Source organism: Streptomyces sp. NPDC051217, assembly GCF_044455465.1.
Taxonomy (GTDB): Bacteria; Actinomycetota; Actinomycetes; order Streptomycetales; family Streptomycetaceae; genus Streptomyces.
In genome coordinates, this window is the sequence record NZ_JBITEV010000008.1 from 1 (window position 1) to 18481 (window position 18481).

The 18481-nt window shown below is 70.3% G+C and carries 16 protein-coding genes and 1 pseudogene; 6 read left to right on the forward strand and 11 right to left on the reverse strand.

Annotated elements, in window-relative coordinates:
* Positions 1-221: 221 nt before the first annotated feature.
* Entirely contained in the window at positions 222-1403 is a 1182-nt protein-coding gene (locus tag ACIBBB_RS19080; protein WP_398983931.1) for a glutathionylspermidine synthase family protein, read from the reverse strand.
* Positions 1404-1424: 21 nt separating this feature from the next.
* On the reverse strand, positions 1425-1706 hold the full coding sequence (locus tag ACIBBB_RS19085; RefSeq protein ID WP_398983407.1) for a hypothetical protein: 282 nt from the start codon (positions 1704-1706) through the stop codon (positions 1425-1427).
* A gap of 275 nt (positions 1707-1981) precedes the next feature.
* On the opposite strand from ACIBBB_RS19085, the gene ACIBBB_RS19090 reads away from it, so the two are divergent.
* Entirely contained in the window at positions 1982-2641 is a 660-nt protein-coding gene (locus ACIBBB_RS19090) for a CatB-related O-acetyltransferase (protein ID WP_398983409.1), read from the forward strand.
* Here ACIBBB_RS19090 and ACIBBB_RS19095 read toward each other — a convergent pair.
* A pseudogene (locus ACIBBB_RS19095) lies at positions 2619-3644 on the reverse strand (PLP-dependent aminotransferase family protein); the annotation flags it as partial. The gene ACIBBB_RS19090 and the pseudogene ACIBBB_RS19095 overlap by 23 nt on opposite strands.
* Before the next feature lie 245 nt (positions 3645-3889).
* On the opposite strand from ACIBBB_RS19095, the gene ACIBBB_RS19100 reads away from it, so the two are divergent.
* From ACIBBB_RS19100 to ACIBBB_RS19120, 5 genes are all read left to right on the forward strand, one after another.
* Positions 3890-4453 carry a carboxymuconolactone decarboxylase family protein gene (locus ACIBBB_RS19100; RefSeq protein WP_398983411.1) on the forward strand — a complete coding sequence of 188 codons (564 nt, stop codon included), beginning with the start codon at positions 3890-3892 and terminating at the stop codon, positions 4451-4453.
* Positions 4454-4547: 94 nt separating this feature from the next.
* Positions 4548-5282 (forward strand): isocitrate lyase/phosphoenolpyruvate mutase family protein, encoded by a 735-nt coding sequence (locus ACIBBB_RS19105; protein ID WP_398983413.1) that lies wholly within the window; start codon positions 4548-4550, stop codon positions 5280-5282.
* Between the two features lie 267 nt (positions 5283-5549).
* Complete coding sequence (locus tag ACIBBB_RS19110; RefSeq protein ID WP_398983415.1) at positions 5550-6521, forward strand: DUF1996 domain-containing protein; 972 nt, start codon at positions 5550-5552, stop codon at positions 6519-6521.
* 82 nt (positions 6522-6603) lie between these two features.
* Complete coding sequence (locus tag ACIBBB_RS19115; protein ID WP_398983417.1) at positions 6604-7197, forward strand: DUF305 domain-containing protein; 594 nt, start codon at positions 6604-6606, stop codon at positions 7195-7197.
* A gap of 63 nt (positions 7198-7260) precedes the next feature.
* Positions 7261-8310 (forward strand): LacI family DNA-binding transcriptional regulator, encoded by a 1050-nt coding sequence (locus tag ACIBBB_RS19120; RefSeq protein ID WP_398983419.1) that lies wholly within the window; start codon positions 7261-7263, stop codon positions 8308-8310.
* 87 nt (positions 8311-8397) lie between these two features.
* Here ACIBBB_RS19120 and ACIBBB_RS19125 read toward each other — a convergent pair whose 3' ends face one another.
* The 8 genes from ACIBBB_RS19125 to ACIBBB_RS19160 all read right to left on the reverse strand — a co-directional run bounded on the left by ACIBBB_RS19125 (position 8398) and on the right by ACIBBB_RS19160 (position 18323).
* Positions 8398-8688 carry a hypothetical protein gene (locus ACIBBB_RS19125; protein ID WP_398983421.1) on the reverse strand — a complete coding sequence of 97 codons (291 nt, stop codon included), beginning with the start codon at positions 8686-8688 and terminating at the stop codon, positions 8398-8400.
* 139 nt (positions 8689-8827) lie between these two features.
* Entirely contained in the window at positions 8828-9784 is a 957-nt protein-coding gene (locus tag ACIBBB_RS19130) for a glycine betaine ABC transporter substrate-binding protein (protein WP_398983423.1), read from the reverse strand.
* Positions 9785-9833: 49 nt separating this feature from the next.
* Positions 9834-11888, reverse strand: a complete 2055-nt coding sequence (locus tag ACIBBB_RS19135; protein WP_398983425.1) for an ABC transporter permease — start codon at positions 11886-11888, stop codon at positions 9834-9836.
* Positions 11885-12949, reverse strand: coding sequence for a glycine betaine/L-proline ABC transporter ATP-binding protein (locus tag ACIBBB_RS19140; RefSeq protein WP_398983427.1), 1065 nt, complete (start codon positions 12947-12949; stop codon positions 11885-11887). Before ACIBBB_RS19140 ends, ACIBBB_RS19135 begins: the two co-directional genes overlap by 4 nt.
* Complete coding sequence (locus ACIBBB_RS19145) at positions 12949-14502, reverse strand: GMC family oxidoreductase (RefSeq protein WP_398983429.1); 1554 nt, start codon at positions 14500-14502, stop codon at positions 12949-12951. The genes ACIBBB_RS19140 and ACIBBB_RS19145 overlap by 1 nt, the downstream gene beginning before the upstream one ends.
* 121 nt (positions 14503-14623) lie before the next feature.
* Positions 14624-16132 (reverse strand): aldehyde dehydrogenase family protein, encoded by a 1509-nt coding sequence (locus tag ACIBBB_RS19150; RefSeq protein ID WP_398983431.1) that lies wholly within the window; start codon positions 16130-16132, stop codon positions 14624-14626.
* A 243-nt stretch (positions 16133-16375) separates the two neighbouring features.
* Positions 16376-16864: a phospholipase gene (locus ACIBBB_RS19155; RefSeq protein ID WP_398983433.1), complete on the reverse strand. Its 489-nt coding sequence runs from the start codon at positions 16862-16864 to the stop codon at positions 16376-16378.
* Between the two features lie 469 nt (positions 16865-17333).
* Positions 17334-18323, reverse strand: coding sequence for a malate dehydrogenase (locus ACIBBB_RS19160; RefSeq protein WP_398983434.1), 990 nt, complete (start codon positions 18321-18323; stop codon positions 17334-17336).
* Positions 18324-18481 lie beyond the last annotated feature (158 nt).

Consider the following 18481-nt stretch of genomic DNA (forward strand, 5'->3'; position numbering starts at 1 on the left):
GTGAAAGACACCCACGGCTCGACAATCCGCATCGCCCCACCCCTGATGATCAGCAAGGAAGACCTGGACTGGGGCCTGGACCAACTGCGCACGGTCCTGACCCGCTAGGAACTGTCCGTTCGGACTTGGGCAGCAGAGGCCGGCGGTCCTCGCCGTCGGCCACTGGCCCGCACCTCTCGCCACCGGCCGCACCTCTCGCTCGCGGGGTCGGCCCCTCCGGCCTAGAGGATGACGTGCGGGAGGAAGCGGGCGTACTCGTCCGTGATCAAGCCAGACGATTCGCGGATGCCGAGGCCCGCCGCCTCGTTCTCGACGACCCAGGCACCGAGCACGACGCGGTTGCCGTCGAAGTCGGGCAGCGGCGCCAACGCCTGGTAGCAGCAGGCCTCTTGGCGTACGACCGGGGCGTGGCCCGGCTCGTGGACGGTGACTCCGGCACCCTCGCGGCCGAGCAGGGGCTTGGAGACATAACCCCCGTCGAGGGCGAGTTCACGCGGCCCGTCGAGATAGGCGGGCAGCAGATTCGGGTGTTCCGGGTTGAGCTCCCAGAGGATCGCCAGCAGCGCCTTGTTGGAGAGCAGCATCTTCCAGGCGGGCTCTATCCAGCAGGTGCTGCCGGTACCGCCGCCGTTGTCGAGCGTGTCGATGACCTGGGGGCCGAAGCGGTCCGTGGTCAGCCACTCCCACGGATACAGCTTGAAGCAGCTGCGGATGAAGCGCAGCCGCTCGTCGACGAAGCGGCCGGTCAGCTTGTCCCAGCCGATCTGTTCGACGGACAGGGCCTCGGTGTCGAGACCCGCCTGCTGGGCCGTCTCGCGGAGATAGGCGACGGTCATCAGGTCCTCGCCCAGCTCGTCGCCGTCGGAGTGGGCGAAGTGCAGGGGTCCCGGAGGGAGGAGGTGTGCCTGGCTGCGCCAGGCTTCGATGAGCCGTTCATGGAGGGAGTTCCACTGGTCGGCGCCGGGGAAACGCTCCTCCATCCAGAACCACTGGGGGCTGGCGGCCTCGACCAGGGAGGTGGGGGTGTCGGCGTTGTACTCCAGCATCTTCGCCGGGCCTGTGCCGTCGTAGCGGAGGTCGAACCGGCCATAGATGGAGGGCAGTTCGCTCCGGCGGCGCCAGGACTCGGCGACCAGCGCGGCCAGTCGGGGGTCGGTGATACCGAGATCGGCGAAGCGGTCGTATTTCACGATGTGCTCGGCAGCGGCCAGGCACATCGCGTGAAGTTCCTCGACGACGACTTCGAGGGCCTCGACCTCGGGAAGGGAGAAGACGTAGTAAGCGCTCTCGTCCCAGTACGGACGCAGGGAGTCGTCCGGATAGCGGGTGAGCGGATAGACGAGGCCCTGCTCCTCGACGGTCTGCTGCCAGCCGGGGCGTGGCTCTATGGTCCGACGTTCCATCATGGCGCGCCGACGCCCCGCTCAGCCGCCGCCGGTGCCCGAGCAGCCGAAGCCGCCGCGGTCGACCGCCGACTTGTCGAAACTGCCGTCGTGGACAAGGCCCTTGGTGCTCTTGCCGCCGTAGTAGTACGCGCCGGTGCCGTTGCTGTCGCAGTCGGAGCTGGAGAGTTCCTCATAGGTGTTCCGGTCGGCGCAGCGACGGTCCGGTTCCGAACTACAGGAAGTGATCGTCAGTGCGAGTATCCCCATGCCGCCGAGCACCACCGTGCTCGACCGCAGCCTGCGTTGTTTCGTTGCCGCCATGGCACTGTCCTCCCCCGTCTGCCGGCCGATCCTTCGGCCTGCCAGTCCCGTGCTCGCCGCACACATTAGATGCCTGGCCTCCGCACGGACCAGGCGGTCCATGAACTCTCCTCAAGTACATGCCATTTGCTCTGTTTGGAACGATCTGCCGTACTCACATTCAGAGGCCTGCTCAGGGAGGGCCGGTGCGGTGAGGGCGAGGAAAATCGGTGTCGTCGCGATCACCGCTCGGGCAGGATGCGGAGGCTCGCCATACACGAGGAGAACGATTCGCCATGCCCGCTGTACCCGGCCGCCCCGCCGATCCGACCGTGCTCCACCCGATGCCCGGCCAGTCACGGGTGGTGCTGCTGAAACCGCTGATCACATCCGAGTTGATCGAGGCCGGGGACTTCTCGTACTACGACGACCCGGACGAGCCGACGGCGTTCGAGACGAAGAACGTGCTGTACCACTACGGGCCGGAGAAGCTGGTCATCGGGAAGTACTGCGCGCTGGGCGAAGGGGTGCGGTTCATCATGAACGGCGCCAATCACCGGATGGACGGCCCGTCGACGTTCCCCTTCCCGATCATGGGCGGTTCGTGGAGCGAGCACTTCGATCTCATCACCGGACTGCCCGGCCGGGGTGACACGGTGGTGGGCAACGACGTCTGGTTCGGCTACCGCAGCATGGTCATGCCCGGTGTCCGGATCGGCCATGGAGCGGTGATCGCCTCGGGGGCGGTCGTCGTCGACGACGTACCGGACTACGGCATCGTCGGCGGCAACCCGGCCAGGCTCATCCGCCGCCGTTACGACGACGCGGACGTCGACCGGCTGCTGACGATCGCCTGGTGGGACTGGCCCCTCGACCACATCACCACCCACCTGCGCACGATCATGTCGGGCAGCGTCGACGCGCTTGAGGCGGCCACCCCGAAGCCGACGCCCTGATCACCTCCCCCACCAGTGCTTCGGGCAGCACCATCCACGCGAGCCGCAGCCCCGGCGCGAGGGACTTGCTCGCCGTGCCCAGGTAGACGACCCGTTCCGGGTCCAGCCCCTGGAGCGCCCCGACGGGCTGACGGTCGTAGCGGAACTCCCCGTCGTAGTCGTCCTCCAGGATCAGCCCGCCCGCGCCCCGCGCCCAGTCCACCACCGCCGCACGCCGGTCCGGGTGGAGCGCGGCACCGGTCGGGAACTGGTGTGCCGGAGTCGTCAGCACCGCGTCGACGCCCCGCAGCTCTCCCTGCTCGGACGCCAACTCCTCGGTGCGCGTGCCGAGTTGGTCGATCGGCAGCGCGGGCGTACGCAGCCCGGCGGCCGTCAGGATGTCCCGGTGGAGGTCGAGCCCGTACGACTCCACGGCCACCGCCCGTGCCACCCCCCGCGCCCGCCCCACGGGTCGGGCCGCGGTTCTCCCCCGGTCCCCTCCCACCGCACTCCCCCGGCGGGCCGCGAGGACCTGGGCCATCAGCGTCAGACCGTGGACGAACCCGGAGGAGAGGACGACCCGCTCCGGGTCGGCGTACACGCCGCGCGTGCGGGCCAGGTAGTCGGCGAGGACGGTACGCAGTTCGACACGCCCGCTCTGCTCGCCGTAGTCGAAAGCCTCGTGCGACGCGGCGGTCAGCGCCCGGCGCGAAGCGCCGAGCCATTCGCCGCGCGGAAACGAGCCGAGGTCGGGCGACCCGGCCCGCAGATTGTGCGTGGGCCTCCCGTGGACCGGCCGGGCCGGCGAGCCGCCCGGCGCCCGCGTGCGCGGCGCGGCCCGCCGCGCGACCCGCGTCCGCGACCCCTGCCGCGCGGTGAGCCAGCCTTCGGCGACGAGTTCGGCGTACGCGTCGGCGACGGTGTTGCACGCGATGCCCAGATCGGCGGCGAGCGTACGGGACGAGGGCAGCCGGGTTTCGGGGGCGAGCCTCCCCGTCCGTACGGCTTCACGCAGGGCGTCCATCAGCCCCGCACGGAGCCCGGAGCCGCGCAGCTCAAGATGGAGATCGGCGCCGACCGTGACCGCTCCGACCGTGACCGCTCCGACCGTGACCGCTCTGACCGTGACTGCTCCGACCTGCCGCTCGGCGCGTTCGGCCCGCTCTGTCCCCGGGGCGGTCAGCCCCTCACCGCGTGGCACATTGGCCCACGATTCCGGCATGAGAATGGACCATACCGCTGCGCCATCCCGCGCGTAGCGTCGTACGCATGACGACCAACGCGACCAACGCGACCGACCCGCACCCCACCGCAACCGCGACCGCCACCGCCCCCACCCACCCGCACTCCCATGACCGCCTCCCCGTGCACGAGCCCCGCATGGCCTGGGCGAGCGTCGCGCCCGACATCTACCGAGCGATGTCCGGACTTGAGCAGGCGGTCCGGCAGGGCATCGATCCCGTGCTGTACGAGCTGGTGAAGATCCGCGCGTCGCAGATCAACCACTGCTCCGTCTGCCTGGACATGCACACGAAGGAAGCGCTCGCCGCCGGGGAGTCGGTGGAGCGGATCGTCCAGCTCAGCGCGTGGGAGGAGTCGCGGCACTTCTACTCGGCGAAGGAGATCGCGGCGTTCGAGCTGACCGAGGCGGTCACCGTGCTGACGGACGGCTTCGTGCCTGACGAGGTGTACGGGCGGGCGGCGGCATACTTCGACGAGACCGAACTCGCCTATCTGATCTCCGCGATCACGGTCATCAACGCCTGGAACCGCTTCGGAGTCTCTACGAGGACTCCCCCCGGCTACTACGCGCCGAAGAGCGCCAGGAAATAACCCTCCCGTCCGCCCTCGCGTCCGCCCTCGCGCGGACAGACCCCCCAGACGCCCGCGCCGCGCACGCCCTCCTCACCGGGAACCTGATTCAGCCATGACGCTCTTGACGACCTTCCGCGCTCTGCATCACGACCGTGCCGCCGAAGACCCGCTCATACTGCCGGGGCCTTGGGACGCGGGCAGCGCCCGCGTCTTCGTGGAGGCCGGGTTCCCCGCGCTCGCCACGCCGAGCGCGGGGGTCGCCGCGTCGCTCGGGTACGAGGACGGCGCCACCCCGCCGGACGAGATGTTCGCCGCGGTGGCCCGTATCGTGCGGGCCGTCTCCAGCGGTGAGACGCCCGTGCCCGTCAGCGCCGACATCGAGGACGGTTACGGGCTGGCGCCGGCCGAACTGGTCGCCCGCCTCCTCGACACGGGCGCCGTGGGCTGCAACCTGGAGGACTCGTCCAAGGGCGGCCTAAAGGACCCGCGGCGGCACGCCGACTGGCTGGCGGAGGTTCGCGCGGCGGCCGGGGACCGGCTGTTCCTCAACGCCCGCGTCGACACGTTCATCCGTGGCGTGAGCGACTCGGCGGAGGCGATCGCCCGCGCCCGTCTGTACGTCGCCGCCGGCGCGGACTGCGTGTACCCGATCGGCGCCCCGTCCGAGGCGATCCCGGCGCTCCGGGCGGGGATCGACGGCCCGGTCAACGTCGGGTCGGCGCCGGGCGGTGCGGTGGAACTGTCGGAGCTGGGCAGGCTGGGCGCCACGCGCATCACCTTCGGTCCGGGGCTCCAGCGGCAGGCGATGGCGGCGGTACGGGAGGGCGCGGCCCGACTGCGCGCCTGACGCGGCACCGGACGTGGCGGATCCCCGGCAGGGCACCGGCCCGCCGGGGATTCGGCGCGTCCGGCACCGGCCCATATCCCCCATCTCGGACGGGCCGACCAAGAGAGCGCTCTCCAACCTCAACCTCCATCAACTCGCCTGAGTTTGCCGCTACTTGACCGACCTTGCCGCATCTATTGACACCCCTGCGGCCCGCTCTTACGTTCACGGCCAGAGAGCGCTCTCTGACACCACAAGGAACTCCCCAATTCCTCCGATTGGAGTGCCGTGCTCCACAGACCCAGCCGCACCCCCCGCACCCCCCGCGCCTCCCGCATCGCCTCACCCCTCCGAACGGGACTGGCGTCCTGGCGCCGGCGGGTGGTCGCCCTGGCCCTCGTCGCGCTCACCGCCTCGCTGCTCCAGGCCAACATGAGCAGCGCGAACACCGCATCGGTCTCCGCCGAGAACGCCCAGTCCGGCACCAAGGGCGCCGCCGTCGTCCGGGTGTCGGAATTCCTCGCCGAATGTCCGTACAGCCACCGCCTCCCGGACGACCCGATCGTCGCCCCGGGGCTGCCCGGCGGCTCGCACATGCACAGCTTCTTCGGCAACGACACGACCAACGCCCGCTCCGACGTCAACAGCCTGGCGCGCGGGCGCACCACCTGCGCGCCGCAGTCGGACCTCTCGTCGTACTGGGTCCCGACCCTGTACGACGGCACCCGGGAGGTGGAGCCGACCGGCACCACCTTCTACTACCTGGGTGAAGGCGTGCGCGACGACATCATCGCCCAGACGCAGCCGCTGCCGTACGGACTGCGGATCGTGGCGGGCAACGCCAAGGCGACCGGCCCCAACGACAACACGCGGGCGCGCTGGTCGTGTCTGCATCACGGCGAGGTCAACCCGTCGACGGACTTCGTGAACTGCCCGGCGGGGGCGATGCTGGAGTCGTATCTGGACTTCCCGCAGTGCTGGAACGGCCGGGACCTCGACTCGGCCGACCACAAGAGCCATATGTCGTACCCGGTGGCGGGCGCGTGCCCGTCGACCCACCCGGTGCCGGTGCCGAAGCTGCGGCAGGTGCTGAGGTATCCGGTCAACGGCGATCCGGCGCGGCTCAAGCTCGCGTCGGGCCGGGGCTACACGATGCACGGCGACTTCTTCAACGTCTGGCCCGTGGCGGAGATGGAGCGGCGCGTACGTGACTGCATCCGTCCCATCATCAAGTGCGGTGCCGACGGCCGGCCTTCCTGACCGGACCACGCCCGGTGCCCGCCCGGGGCCGCACGGCCCCGGGCGGGCACCGAGCCCGTCCCCTCCCCCCCAAGGACTCTCCATGAAGGCGGTACGCGGTACGGCGGCGACGTTCCTCGCCCTCCTGACGGTGACGGGCTGCTCGTCCACCCCGTCGGTGGACAGAGAGCCACCCGCGGCCTCAACTCCCGTGCGTCCGGGGGCCACACAGCCCACTTCGGTCCCGACCCTGTCCGGTGCCACCGACGCCGCGTGGGTCCAGCTCATGACCCCCATGAACGAGGGCGCGGTCGAACTCCTGACGATGGCCGCCGACCGCTCCACCGACCCCCGTCTGCGGAGCTGGGCGAAGGACCTCGCCGACGCCCACCGCGCCGAACTCGGCCGTATGCGGGCGCTGTTGAAGGAGCTGGGCCTGCCGTCCACGAATGTGCACGAGGGCCATGAGATGCCGGGCATGGTCACGCCCGGCGATCTCACTCAGGCGCGTGCCGCCGAAGGCGCCGCCTTCGAGAAGGTCTTCGTGGTCCAGATCCGCGAACATCTGGAGCAGTCCGCGCATGTGTCGCGCTCCGAGGTCGACGCGGGCAGCGAGGCGGCGGCCAAGAAGCTCGCCGCCGCGCTCGTCGAGGCGAGGGAGGGCGAGCTCGACGGGCTGAGGCGCATCGCCACGTAGAACGGGCTCGGGCTGCCCGAGGCCCCACTCCGCGCGTCGAGTACCAACCGGTATAAAGGCTGCATGACTGCCGACGTCTCCCCGCCCGCGCGCCCGACCCTGGAGGACGTGGCCGCTGTCGCAGGCGTCTCACGAGCCACGGTGTCCCGCGTGATCAACGGAGCGACGACGGTGGATCCGGCGCTGCGCACGGTCGTCGAGGAGGCGATCGCCACGACGCACTACGTCCCCAACCGCGCCGCGCGGTCCCTGGTGACCCGCCGCACCGACTCGATCGCGCTGGTGGTCTCCGAGCAGGAACGGCGGCCGGTGGCCGAGCCGTTCGTGGGCCGGATGTTCTCGGACCCGTACTTCGGCCGGGTCGTGGGCGGGCTGCTGGACGTGCTGCGGCCGGCCGGTGTGCAGATGGTGCTGATGCTGGCGGACGACGCGGCCTCGCGCGAGCAGTTGCTCTCGTATCTGCGCCAGGGCCATGTGGACGGCATCGTGCTGATCTCATCGCACGCCGGTGATCCGCTGCCCCGGCTGGTCCAGGAGACGCGGCTGCCCGCCGTCCTGGCGGGCCGGCCCGGACAGCCGTCGCCCCTCACCTACGTCGAGGCGGACCAGGCCGCGGGCGCGCGGCTGGCCGCCGGGCATCTGGCGGGGCTGGGGCGGCGCAGGATCGGTACGGTCGCGGGGCCGCAGGATATGCCGGCGGGGCAGGAACGGCTCGAAGGTTTCCGGGCGGCGATGGCCGCGTACGGGATCGAGGACGTCGCGGTCGCGGAGGGCGACTTCACCCACACGGGCGGCGCGGCGGCGATGCGGCGTCTGCTGGCCGAACACCCGGACCTGGACGGGGTGTTCATCGCCTCCGACCTGATGGCGCTGGGCGCGCTGCCGGTACTGCTTCGGGCGGGCAGACAGGTGCCCGACGAGGTGGCCGTGGTGGGCTTCGACGACAGCAACGCGGCGCTGACCTGTGATCCGGCGCTGACGACCGTGCGTCAGCCGGTCGAGGAGATGTCCTCGGAGATGGCCAGGCTGCTGCTGAAGCAGATCGCCGCGCCGGGCGATCCGCTGCCGTCGATGATCTTCACGCCGACGCTGGTGGTGCGGGAGTCGGCGTAACGCTCCCCGCTCAGGCGGTACGGCCCCGGCCCTCTTCGTCCTCCAGCGCGGCGGCCTCCTTCGACAGCCGCACCGCCTGGAGAAGGCTCAGCCCCGGCTCAGCCCCGGCTCCGCCTCGCGGAGCGCCTTCACCGCCCGCACCGAGTCAGCGGGCCCCTCCACCCCGGCCTCGGCGATCTGCCGGCGCGCCCAACTCCCGCGCAGCTCACCGTCGGTGGCCTCCCGCGCGGCGGCGAGCAGCGCGGCGGCCCGCTCCAGGCCCGGCCGCTCCTCGGGTCCCGCGGTCTTCAGCGCGTTGTCCACGGCCTCGGCGACCTCGTCGGCGTCGCGCACGACGAGTACGGCGAACTCCTGCTTCTTCTGTCCGAATAGCGTCATTCCCGGATACTCGCCGCCCCCGGCCGCCCGCCTCAAGGGAGTTGAGCCACTTCTGAGGTATGTACGCGCGGCCGGACGGCCCGGAGCCGATGAGGGCTCCGGGCCGTCCACCGGCGTGAGACGACCAGCGGAGTGGGGGCTACTTCTTCGGGAGCCAGGCCTCCCACGTCGACTTGTTCTCCTTGACCCACTTCTCGGCCGCGTCCGGGCCGCTCATCTTGTCCTTCGCGATCGCCTTGGCGACCGCGTTCTGCTCCTCGGTGCTCCACTTGAAGTTCTTGATGAACTCGGCGGCGTCACCGCCGTCCTTCGCGAAGTCCGCGTTGAGGTACTTCTGGAGCGGGGTGTTGGCGTACGCGCAGTCCGTCGCCGTCTCCGGGACGTTGCAGCCCTCCTCGTACGCGGGCAGCTTCACCTCGACCAGGTCGATGTCAGCATTGAGCCACTGCGGGTCCCACCAGTAGGTGATGAAGGGCTCCTTGTCGCGGTACTTCTGCTGGATCTCCTTGATCTGGGCGGCCTCGTTGCCGGTCTCCTTGATCTTGAGATTCAGCTTGAGGTTCTTGACCAGGTGCTCGTCGTACGTCGTGTACGAGGGCGCCGCGCCCAGGAACTCGCCCATGTCGCCGCTGTTCGCGGAGCGGAAGTCCTTGGTGAACTTGTTGAGGTTCTTGGCGTCCGTGACTTCGGGGTTCGCGTCCGCGTAGTACTTCGGGACGAACCAGCCGATGTGGCCGACGACACCGAGGTCGCCGCCCTTGACGATGGTCTTCTTGTCCTCGATGTAGAGCTTTTCCTTCTTCGGCGAGCCGCCCCAGTCCTCCAGGATCGCGTCGGCCTTGCCGTTGTTGAGCGCGTCGAAGGCGACCGGCTCGTCGAGCTGCTGGAGCTCGACCTTGACGTCCAGTTCCTGCTCCATGATCACCTTGGCGACCTCGGCGTTGGCACGCGCGCCGACCCAGGAGGGGACGGTCAGGGTGACCTCGTCGGACGCGGACGCCGACTCGGTCTCGGCAGCGCACGCGCTGAGGGCGAGCATGCCGAGCGCGCCGGCTCCGGCGACCAGGGTGGTGCGTATCCGCTTGCTTTGGGTCACGTCGTGGTTCTCTCTCTCGCGGTTTCGGTTGTCTTCAGTTGTGTTCGGCTCACACCAGGGCGCGTTCCTTCGCCGCCACGCTCGGCTGCGAGATCCGGTCCAGCAGCAGGCCGAGGCAGACGATCGCGATCCCGGCCGTCATACCGAGCCCCAGATCGCCCTTGGCCAGGCCCTTCACCACGTCGACGCCGAGCGCGCCGCCACCGATCATGCCGCCGATGACGACGATGGCCAGGACCAGCACCACGCCCTGATTGACGGCGAGTTGAAGGGCGGGCCGGGCCAACGGCAGCTGGACCTGGCGCAGTTGCTGCCCCGTACCGGCGCCGAGTGAACGCGCCGCCTCCAGGGCGGAGGGGTCGATCTGCCGGATTCCCTGGGTGGTGATGCGTACGACGGCGGGCAGGGCGTAGACGACGGCCGCGGCGACGGCCGCCGTACGGCCGCCGCTGAACAGCGCGATCACCGGGATCAGATAGATGAACTGCGGCATCGTCTGCATGATGTCGAGGACCGGCCTGATCACCCGCTCGACCCTCTCGACGCGCGCCGCGAGGATGCCGATGGCGAAGCCGAGCAGCAGGGTCACCACGAGCGCGGCGAGGACCTGGGAGAGCGTGTCGAGCGAGCGGTCCCACAGACCCATCGCGCCGATCGCGGCCAGCGACAGCACCACGGTGACGACGGCCTGCCAGCCGGTCCGCAGTGCCAGCACACCGGCGACGAGCAGCAGCGCCCACCAGGGCGTGGCCAGCAGCGCGTCGCGCACCGGGTTGATGACCCAGCTCGCGAACCCTTCGGACCAGGTGAGGGTGCCACCCAACACCGGTACGCCGGAGCCGAGTTCGCGCTCGATCCAGTCGACGACGGTATTGACCGGTTCGCTGATCGAGACGGTCCAGGCCTCGGGCCACTCCTTGCGGCCGAGTACGGCTCCGAGCACCGCGCCACCCGCGACGGCCGCGACGACGCCGGGCCAGAGCACGTACCACGTGGCGCGCTGACCGGCGTCGGGGTCTTCGAGCTGCTCGCCGGCCGCCGCCGTCGTACGGTCCAGCCAGATCGCGAGCAGGACGACGGCGATTCCGGCGGGCAGCGCGAGGCCGACATCGACGGTGGAGAGCGCTGTGAAGATCTCGTCGCCGAGCCCGCCCGCGCCGATCATCGACGCGAGGACGACCATCGACAGACACATCATGATCGTCTGATTGAGGCCGAGGAGCATCTGCTTGCGGGCGAGCGGCAGCCTGGCCGTCATCAGCCGCTGCCAGGAACTGGCGCCGAGCGAGGCGGACGCCTCCAGCGCCGCCGCGTCCGCGCCGCGCAGCCCGAGCGCGGTCAGCCGGGCCATCGGCGGGGCCGCGTAGATGACGGTCGCGACGAAGACGGACGGGATGCCGATGTCGAAGAGCAGGACGAACGGCAGCAGGTACGAGAAGGCGGGCAGCACCTGCATGGTGTCGAAGACCGGCCGCAGCACGCGCTGGCAGCGGTCGGACAGCCCGGCGGCGAGCCCGAGCAGCGCGCCGACGACGGCCGAGACGGTGACGGCGACGACCATCAGCGCCAGCGTCTCCATCGCCGGTTCCCACATGCCGAGCAGCCCGATCACCGCGAAGGTGGCGAGCGCGGTGGCGGCGGTGCGCAGTGCGCGGCGACGCAGGCCGGCGCCGCCCGCGTACCAGGCGATCAGTACGGCGGCCACCGTCACGCCGATGAAGCCGAGGCTCTCCAGCACGCTGAGTACGCCGTCGACGGAGCTCTCGGCGGAGTTGCTGATGTGCAGGAGGAAGTAGAGGAAGAGGGGGTGTGTGGTGCGGTTGTCGACGAGCCAGCGGTTGAGGTCGTCGAGCGGCGAGCGTACGTCGACGGTCAGATCGGCGGGCCAGGCTCCGCTTCCGCCGACGGCCGCGCTGACGATCGCGACGAGGACGGCGGCGACGAGCAGCATCGCGCGGGGGTTGCCCGCGAGGCGGGACCAGGGGCCGGGGACGCCGTCGTCGGACGGGCCGGTCTTGCTCGTACGTACGTCGTCCAGGCCACCGCGCGTGTCCCGCGCGGCCCGGTCGGTCTTCTCGGACACCGGGTTGGGAGCGGCGCTCATACCGCCGCCACCTCCTTGGGTTCGGCGTCGTCGTCCAGCCCCGCGACGACGGCCAGCAGTTCCTCGTAGCCGACGACGCCGAGCGTCCGGCCGTCGTCCACGACCCGGCAGTAGTCGCCGCTGCGCGCGACGGCCTCGATCGCGTCGGAGACCAGCGTGTCCGGCCCCAGCACGACGCCCGACTCGCTCTCGCCGTCCCGCGCGGGACGCATGGCGCGGCGTACGGAGATGACCTGCTCGCGCGGGACGTCGCGGACGAAGTCGCGTACGTAGTCGTCGGCCGGGTTGGCGACGATCTCCTCCGGGGTGCCGAGCTGCACGATCCCGCCGTCGCGCATCAGCGCGATGCGGTCGCCGAGGCGCAGGGCCTCGTTGAGGTCGTGGGTGATGAAGACCATCGTGCGGCCCTCCTCACGGTGCAGCCGGATGACCTCTTCCTGCATGTCGCGGCGGATCAGCGGGTCGAGCGCGCTGAACGGCTCGTCGAACAGCAGAACCTGGGGATCCACGGCGAGCGCGCGGGCGAGACCGACGCGTTGCTGCTGGCCGCCGGACAGCTGGCCGGGGCGCCGTTCCTCCAGACCTTCGAGGCCGACCAGGGCGGCGACCTCGGCGGCCTTCGCCCGGCGCTCGGCCCGTGGCATGCCCTGGATCTCCAGGCCGTAGGCGACGTTGTCGAGCACGGAGCGGTGCGGCAGCAGACCGAAGTGCTGGAAGACCATCGCGGCGCGGTGCCTGCGCAGTTCGCGCAGCCGGTTCTTGTCCATGGCGATGACGTCCTCGCCGTCCATGGCCAGCTGTCCGCTGGTCGGCTCGATGAGCCGGGTCAGACAGCGTACGAGGGTCGACTTGCCCGAGCCGGAGAGGCCCATGACGACGAAGACCTCGCCCTTGTGCACGTCGAAGGAGACATCGCGGACGGCCGCCGTGCAGCCGGTGCGTGCCCTCAACTCCTCGGCGGACAAGGCCGCGTACTCCGCGTTGCCCGGTATTCGGTCGGCCTTGGGTCCGAAGACCTTCCACAGATCGCGTACGGAGAAGACCGGTTCGGTGGCGGTCATCACGCATCACCTCCCGGTGCGGTTGTGTTGGCTGTCGCGGTGAGCAGTTCGGCGCATTTCTCGCCGACCATCAGGACCCCGATCATCGGATTCACGGCCGGGATGGTGGGGAAGACGGAGGCGTCGGCGATTCGGATGCCCCTCAGTCCACGGATCGTCAGATCCGGTGCCACCACGGCCTGTTCGTCGTCGGTGGCGCCCATCCGGCAGGTGCCGGCGGGGTGGTAGACCGTGTGGGCGCATCTGCGGGCGTACTCGCTCAGCTCCTCGTCGGAGGTGATGTCCGGGCCCGGACAGACCTCCCGGGTCAGCCAGTCGGCGAGCGGTTCGGCGGCGGCGATCCGCCGGGCGATCCTGATGCCGTCCACGAGGGTGCGGCCGTCGTAGTCGTCCTCGTCGGTGAAGTACCGGAAGTCCAGGGCCGGTTTGACCTCGGGATCCGCGCTGGTGAGGAAGAGCCGGCCGCGGCTGCGGGGCTTGGGGATGTTCGGTGTCATCGAGACGCCGTGGGCGGGGCGTTCGTAGCCCAGGCGCTCGGGATTGTCGGTGAACGGGATCTGGTAGAAGTGGAACATCAGGTCCGGGCCGTGGACGTCCGGGTCGCGCCGGACGAAGAGGCCCGCGTCGGAGTCCATCGCCGAGTTCTCGGGGATCGGCCCGTCGGTCTCCCAGACGATGACCGACTCGGGGTGGTCGAGGAGGTTCTCCCCGACGCCCGGCAGGTCGTGCGTGACGGGGATGCCGAGCGCCTCCAGATCGGCGCGCGGCCCGATGCCGGAGTGCAGGAGCAGCCGGGGTGTGTCGACGGCGCCGGCGCAGACGAGGACTTCGCGCCGGGCGCGTACGTACGACTCCGTACCGTCCGCCGCCCGTACGCGCACGCCGGTCGCGCGGGTGCCGTCCAGCTCCAGCCGGTACGCCCAGGTCTCCAGCAGCAGGCGGAGGTTGGGGCGGTCCAGGAAGGGGTGCAGATACGCCACCGAGGCGGACGACCGCTTGTTGTTCTCCGGGTGGTAGGCGAGGTCGAAGAATCCGGCGCCCTCGTGGAAGGGCTTCTTGTTGAAGCCCTCGACGCGGGGGACGCCGAGCGCCGCCTGCGCCGCGTCGACGAAGTCGCGGGCGATGGGGTTACGGTCCTGCTCGTCCACCGGAACGATGTTGTTGCGCAACCGCCCGAAGTACGGCTCCATGGACGCCGCGTCCCAGCCGTCGGCCCCGGCCGCCGCCCACTCGTCCCAGTCGGAGGGCAGCGGCTTGAAGGCGATCAGGGTGTTGTGCGAGGAGCAGCCGCCGAGCACCCGTGCGCGGCTGTGCCGGATGTGGGAGTTGCCGCGCGGCTGCTCGGTCGTCGGGTAGTCGTAGTCCAGCTCGCCGCCCAGCAGCCCCATCCAGCGCCGGAGGGTCAGCACGTCGGGCCGGTCGATGTCGGACGGCCCTCCCTCGATGACGGCGACGGTGACGTCCGGGTCCTCGGTGAGCCGGGAGGCGATCACCGATCCCGCGGTGCCGCCCCCGACGACGACGTAATCGTATGCGGCGTCGTGTTCGGCCATGAGTGTCGTCTACTCCACTTCGCTGGGGTGATTCAAGGTTCTTGCGCGCAATGAGGCGTAATGTGACTCAGCCGTAAGGCAGTTGGTGTGTACCGACGTCCGCCGGCGGCCGACGGCCGGTTCAGCCGGCGAACCAGCGCACGGGCCGGGGCGCGAGGTTCTGGTAGATGTGCTTGGCCTCGCGGTACTCGGTCAGCCCGGCGGGTCCCAGCTCGCGTCCGATGCCGGACTTGCCGAAGCCGCCCCACTCGGCCTGCGGCAGGTAGGGGTGGAAGTCGTTGATCCAGACGGTGCCGTGCCGCAGCCGCCCCGCGACGCGCCGCGCGCGCCCTGGGTCCGCCGTCCAGACTCCGCCTGCCAGGCCGTACTCGGTGTCGTTGGCGAGCGCGATCGCCTCGTCCTCCGTACGGAAGGTCTCGACGGTCAGTACGGGGCCGAAGACCTCCTCGCGGACGACCCGCATGTCACGGTGGCACTGGTCGAGGACGGTCGGCTCGTAGAAGTACCCTGCGGCGGGGCGGAGTTCACCGGGCTCGGGCCGTTTTCCGCCGGCCCGCAGCACTGCGCCCTCGGCCAGCGCGGACGCGACGTACTCCTCGGTCTTCGCCAGCTGCTGGGCCGATACGAGCGGTCCGCACTCGACGCCCTCGCCGGTGCCCCGGCCGAGGCGGATCTTCGTTGCGCGGCGGGCGAGTTCGGCGACGAAGCGCTCGCGCAGCGACTCCTCGACGACAAGGCGCGAACCGGCGGAGCAGACCTGGCCGCTGTGGATGAACGCGGCGTTCAGGGCCTGGTCGACGGCGGTGTCGAAGCCCTCGTCGGTGGCGCAGGAGTCGGCGAAGACGACGTTCGGGTTCTTCCCGCCGAGTTCGAGCGCGACCTTCTTCACACCGGGCGCGGCGGCGGCCATCACCTTCGTACCGCTGGCAAGTCCGCCGGTGAACGAGACGAGGTCCACGTCCGGGTGTTCGGCCATCCGGGCGCCGACGGGGTCACCGGCGCCGGTCACCATGTTGGCGACACCGGCCGGCAGCCCGGCCTCGGTGAGCAGGTCGATCAGGGCGACGGTGCTGAGCGGGGTGATCTCGCTCGGCTTGACCACAAAAGTGTTGCCCGCGGCGAGCGCCGGGGCAATCTTCCAACTCGCCTGGAGAAGCGGATAGTTCCAGGGGGTGATGAGCGCGCAGACGCCGACGGGTTCGTGCACGACGACGCTGTGCACGTCGGCGGATCCGGCGTCCACGACGCGCCCGCCGCCTTCGTTGCTCACGAGATCGGCGAAGTAGGCGAAGGCGTCGGCGACACAGTCGACATCGACACGCCCCTCCTCGACGGTCTTGCCCGCGTCCCGGCTCTCCAGCGCCCCGAGGGTTTCCCGGTCCCGCCGCAACAGCCCGGCGACACGCCGCAGCAACGCGGCCCGGTCGGCGACGGGGGTCCGGGGCCAGGTCCCCGCACCTCCGTCGAAGGCCCCGCGCGCGGCGTCGACGGCGGCGTCGACATCCTCGGCCCCGCCCTCGGACACGACCGCGAACGGTGTCGCGTCGGCGGGGTCGATGATGTCGCGTGTGGCGCCGGAGACGGCTTTGCGCCACTCTCCGCCCACAAAGATGGTCTGTTGTGCCGACACGTCGCGTTTGGCCTTCCGTTCCCGATACCCACCACCACCAGCAACGACTGGCGACCTGGGCCCCTGCCCCGAGACCGGGAAAGCATGCGTGTTCGATGACCGGAAGTGTTCAGCGTCACTCCCGACGGGAGGTTTCGCCGGCGCGCGGACTCGTCGGGGCCGGACAGCACGAAGACCCCTCGCGGGCGGGCGAGGGGCCTTCGGGCATCGGGCGGCGGTGGCTCACACCGCCGTACGTGTGGGTCAGACGACCGACTTGTTGCCGTCGACCACCGCGGAGCGGCCGAAGATGCTGACGGCCTGGTAGTACGTCCACGCCGTGGCGTCGCAGGAGGCCTTCGTGGCGCCCGAGTAGCCGGCGCACACCCGCTTCAGGTCCGAGTAGAACGCGTTGTCCAGCCGCGCCTTGTTGGCGTCGAAGGAGCCGGCCGCCTTGTAGTTGCGGTAGCCGAAGTCGTGACGCGCGCAGGACGTCTGGAACGGGAAGCCGAAGGGGTTGTCGGGCGAGGACGAGCAGTAGTCCGTGGACCAGTCGAAGCCGTACGCGGACCAGGCGCCCTGGTTGTTGCGGGCGGCGACGAACGAGTTGTAGCTGGCGGCGCTGGTCTGCGTCCAACTGCTCAGGACCTGGGGCTTGTCGGCCGGCGCGGCGGCGGCCGAGCTCGCCGACATCAGCGTGGCGGGGAGGACGAGGGCAAGGGCAGCGAGCGGCATGGCCAGACGACGGCGCATTTCGAAAACCTCCGGTGGGGAGACAGGTTGACGCCCCGTGCCCGGTGACACGGAGTCATACCTCAGAGCGTGCGGGGGCGGGCGCCGCATGGGTCTACGCGCGATGACCGCCGCGGGAATGGTCCCCCAGAAACGCCGAGATGTAACCATGCTCATGACGAAACAAGAGGAAAACAGGGGCCCAACTCGGCGACATAAGGGGCAACTTGGTGTTCGGCGGACGCGTCCCGGGGGCCAACCCCTATCGGGAGGGCCCCGGGGCGTCTCCGCGAAGTCCCTCTCCGTATGCGTTCACGCACTCAGTGTGCGCGAACGATCGCCGTCGGTGGCACCGAACGCGGAATCAACGCCTCACGGGTGTACGGCGGTTGACGCCCACCGCCCCCGGCCCCCGCACGACGAAGCTCCCGGCGGCCGGGTGGGCGGCTGCCGGGAGCTTCGATGTAGGTCGATCAGCGGGTCAGGGAGGTCAGAGAAGGCCGAGCTCGCGGACCGCGTCGCGCTCCTCGGTGAGCTCCTTCACCGACGCGTCGATGCGCGCACGGGAGAAGTCGTTGATGTCCAGGCCCTGGACGATCTCGTACGCGCCGTTCTTCGTGGTCACGGGGAACGACGAGATGATGCCCTCCGGGACGCCGTACGAGCCGTCCGACGGAATACCCATGGAGGTCCAGTCGCCCTCGGGGGTGCCGTTGACCCACGTGTGGACGTGGTCGATGGCGGCGTTGGCCGCCGAGGCCGCCGAGGACGCGCCGCGGGCCTCGATGATCGCCGCGCCGCGCTTGGCGACGGTCGGGATGAAGGTGTCGGCGAGCCACTGCTCGTCGTTGACCGTCTCGGCGGCGTTCTTGCCCGCGATCTCCGCGTGGAAGATGTCCGGGTACTGCGTGGCAGAGTGGTTGCCCCAGATCGTCAGCCGCTTGATGTCCGTGACCTGCGCGCCGGTCTTGGCCGCGAGCTGCGAGATCGCGCGGTTGTGGTCGAGGCGGGTCATCGCGGTGAAGCGCTCGGCCGGTACGTCGGGGGCCGCGGCCTGCGCGATGAGCGCGTTGGTGTTGGCCGGGTTGCCGACGACGAGGACCTTGATGTCGTCGGCCGCGTTGTCGTTGATGGCCTTGCCCTGCGGCTTGAAGATGCCGCCGTTGGCGGAGAGCAGATCGCCGCGCTCCATGCCCTTGGTACGGGGGCGGGCGCCGACGAGCAGCGCCACGTTGGCGCCGGAGAAGGCGGCGTTGGCGTCGTCGGTGATCTCGATGCCGCGGAGCAGCGGGAAGGCGCAGTCGTCGAGCTCCATGGCGGTGCCCTCGGCGGCCTTCAGGCCCTGCGGGATCTCCAGCAGACGCAGACTGACCGGCACATCCGCGCCGAGCAGTTGCCCGGAGGCGATGCGGAAGAGCAGCGCGTAGCCGATCTGGCCGGCTGCGCCGGTGACGGTGACATTCACGGGAGTGCGGGTCATGGCGGTCTCCGTTAGACAGCGGTGGAACGGCGGGCGGCAGGGGCCCTGCCCCTGGTGCGGGCCATCTCTCCGACGGCGGGGTGAATCATGTCTTGACGTGAAGAGACAACCGTTCGCCAGGCTATCCGACGACGAGCACGCGGAACGCGACGGGGCTT

Bases quoted from the DNA above. Each gene is read 5' to 3' on its own strand.
- ACIBBB_RS19080 (WP_398983931.1), bottom strand. From the start codon at position 1,403: ATGGAACGTCGGACCATAGAGCCACGCCCCGGCTGGCAGCAGACCGTC.
- ACIBBB_RS19085 (WP_398983407.1), bottom strand. From the start codon at position 1,706: ATGGCGGCAACGAAACAACGCAGGCTGCGGTCGAGCACGGTGGTGCTC.
- ACIBBB_RS19090 (WP_398983409.1), top strand. From the start codon at position 1,982: ATGCCCGCTGTACCCGGCCGCCCCGCCGATCCGACCGTGCTCCACCCG.
- ACIBBB_RS19100 (WP_398983411.1), top strand. From the start codon at position 3,890: ATGACGACCAACGCGACCAACGCGACCGACCCGCACCCCACCGCAACC.
- ACIBBB_RS19105 (WP_398983413.1), top strand. From the start codon at position 4,548: ATGACGCTCTTGACGACCTTCCGCGCTCTGCATCACGACCGTGCCGCC.
- ACIBBB_RS19115 (WP_398983417.1), top strand. From the start codon at position 6,604: ATGAAGGCGGTACGCGGTACGGCGGCGACGTTCCTCGCCCTCCTGACG.
- ACIBBB_RS19120 (WP_398983419.1), top strand. From the start codon at position 7,261: ATGACTGCCGACGTCTCCCCGCCCGCGCGCCCGACCCTGGAGGACGTG.
- ACIBBB_RS19125 (WP_398983421.1), bottom strand. From the start codon at position 8,688: ATGACGCTATTCGGACAGAAGAAGCAGGAGTTCGCCGTACTCGTCGTG.
- ACIBBB_RS19135 (WP_398983425.1), bottom strand. From the start codon at position 11,888: ATGAGCGCCGCTCCCAACCCGGTGTCCGAGAAGACCGACCGGGCCGCG.
- ACIBBB_RS19140 (WP_398983427.1), bottom strand. From the start codon at position 12,949: ATGACCGCCACCGAACCGGTCTTCTCCGTACGCGATCTGTGGAAGGTC.
- ACIBBB_RS19145 (WP_398983429.1), bottom strand. From the start codon at position 14,502: ATGGCCGAACACGACGCCGCATACGATTACGTCGTCGTCGGGGGCGGC.
- ACIBBB_RS19155 (WP_398983433.1), bottom strand. From the start codon at position 16,864: ATGCGCCGTCGTCTGGCCATGCCGCTCGCTGCCCTTGCCCTCGTCCTC.
- ACIBBB_RS19160 (WP_398983434.1), bottom strand. From the start codon at position 18,323: ATGACCCGCACTCCCGTGAATGTCACCGTCACCGGCGCAGCCGGCCAG.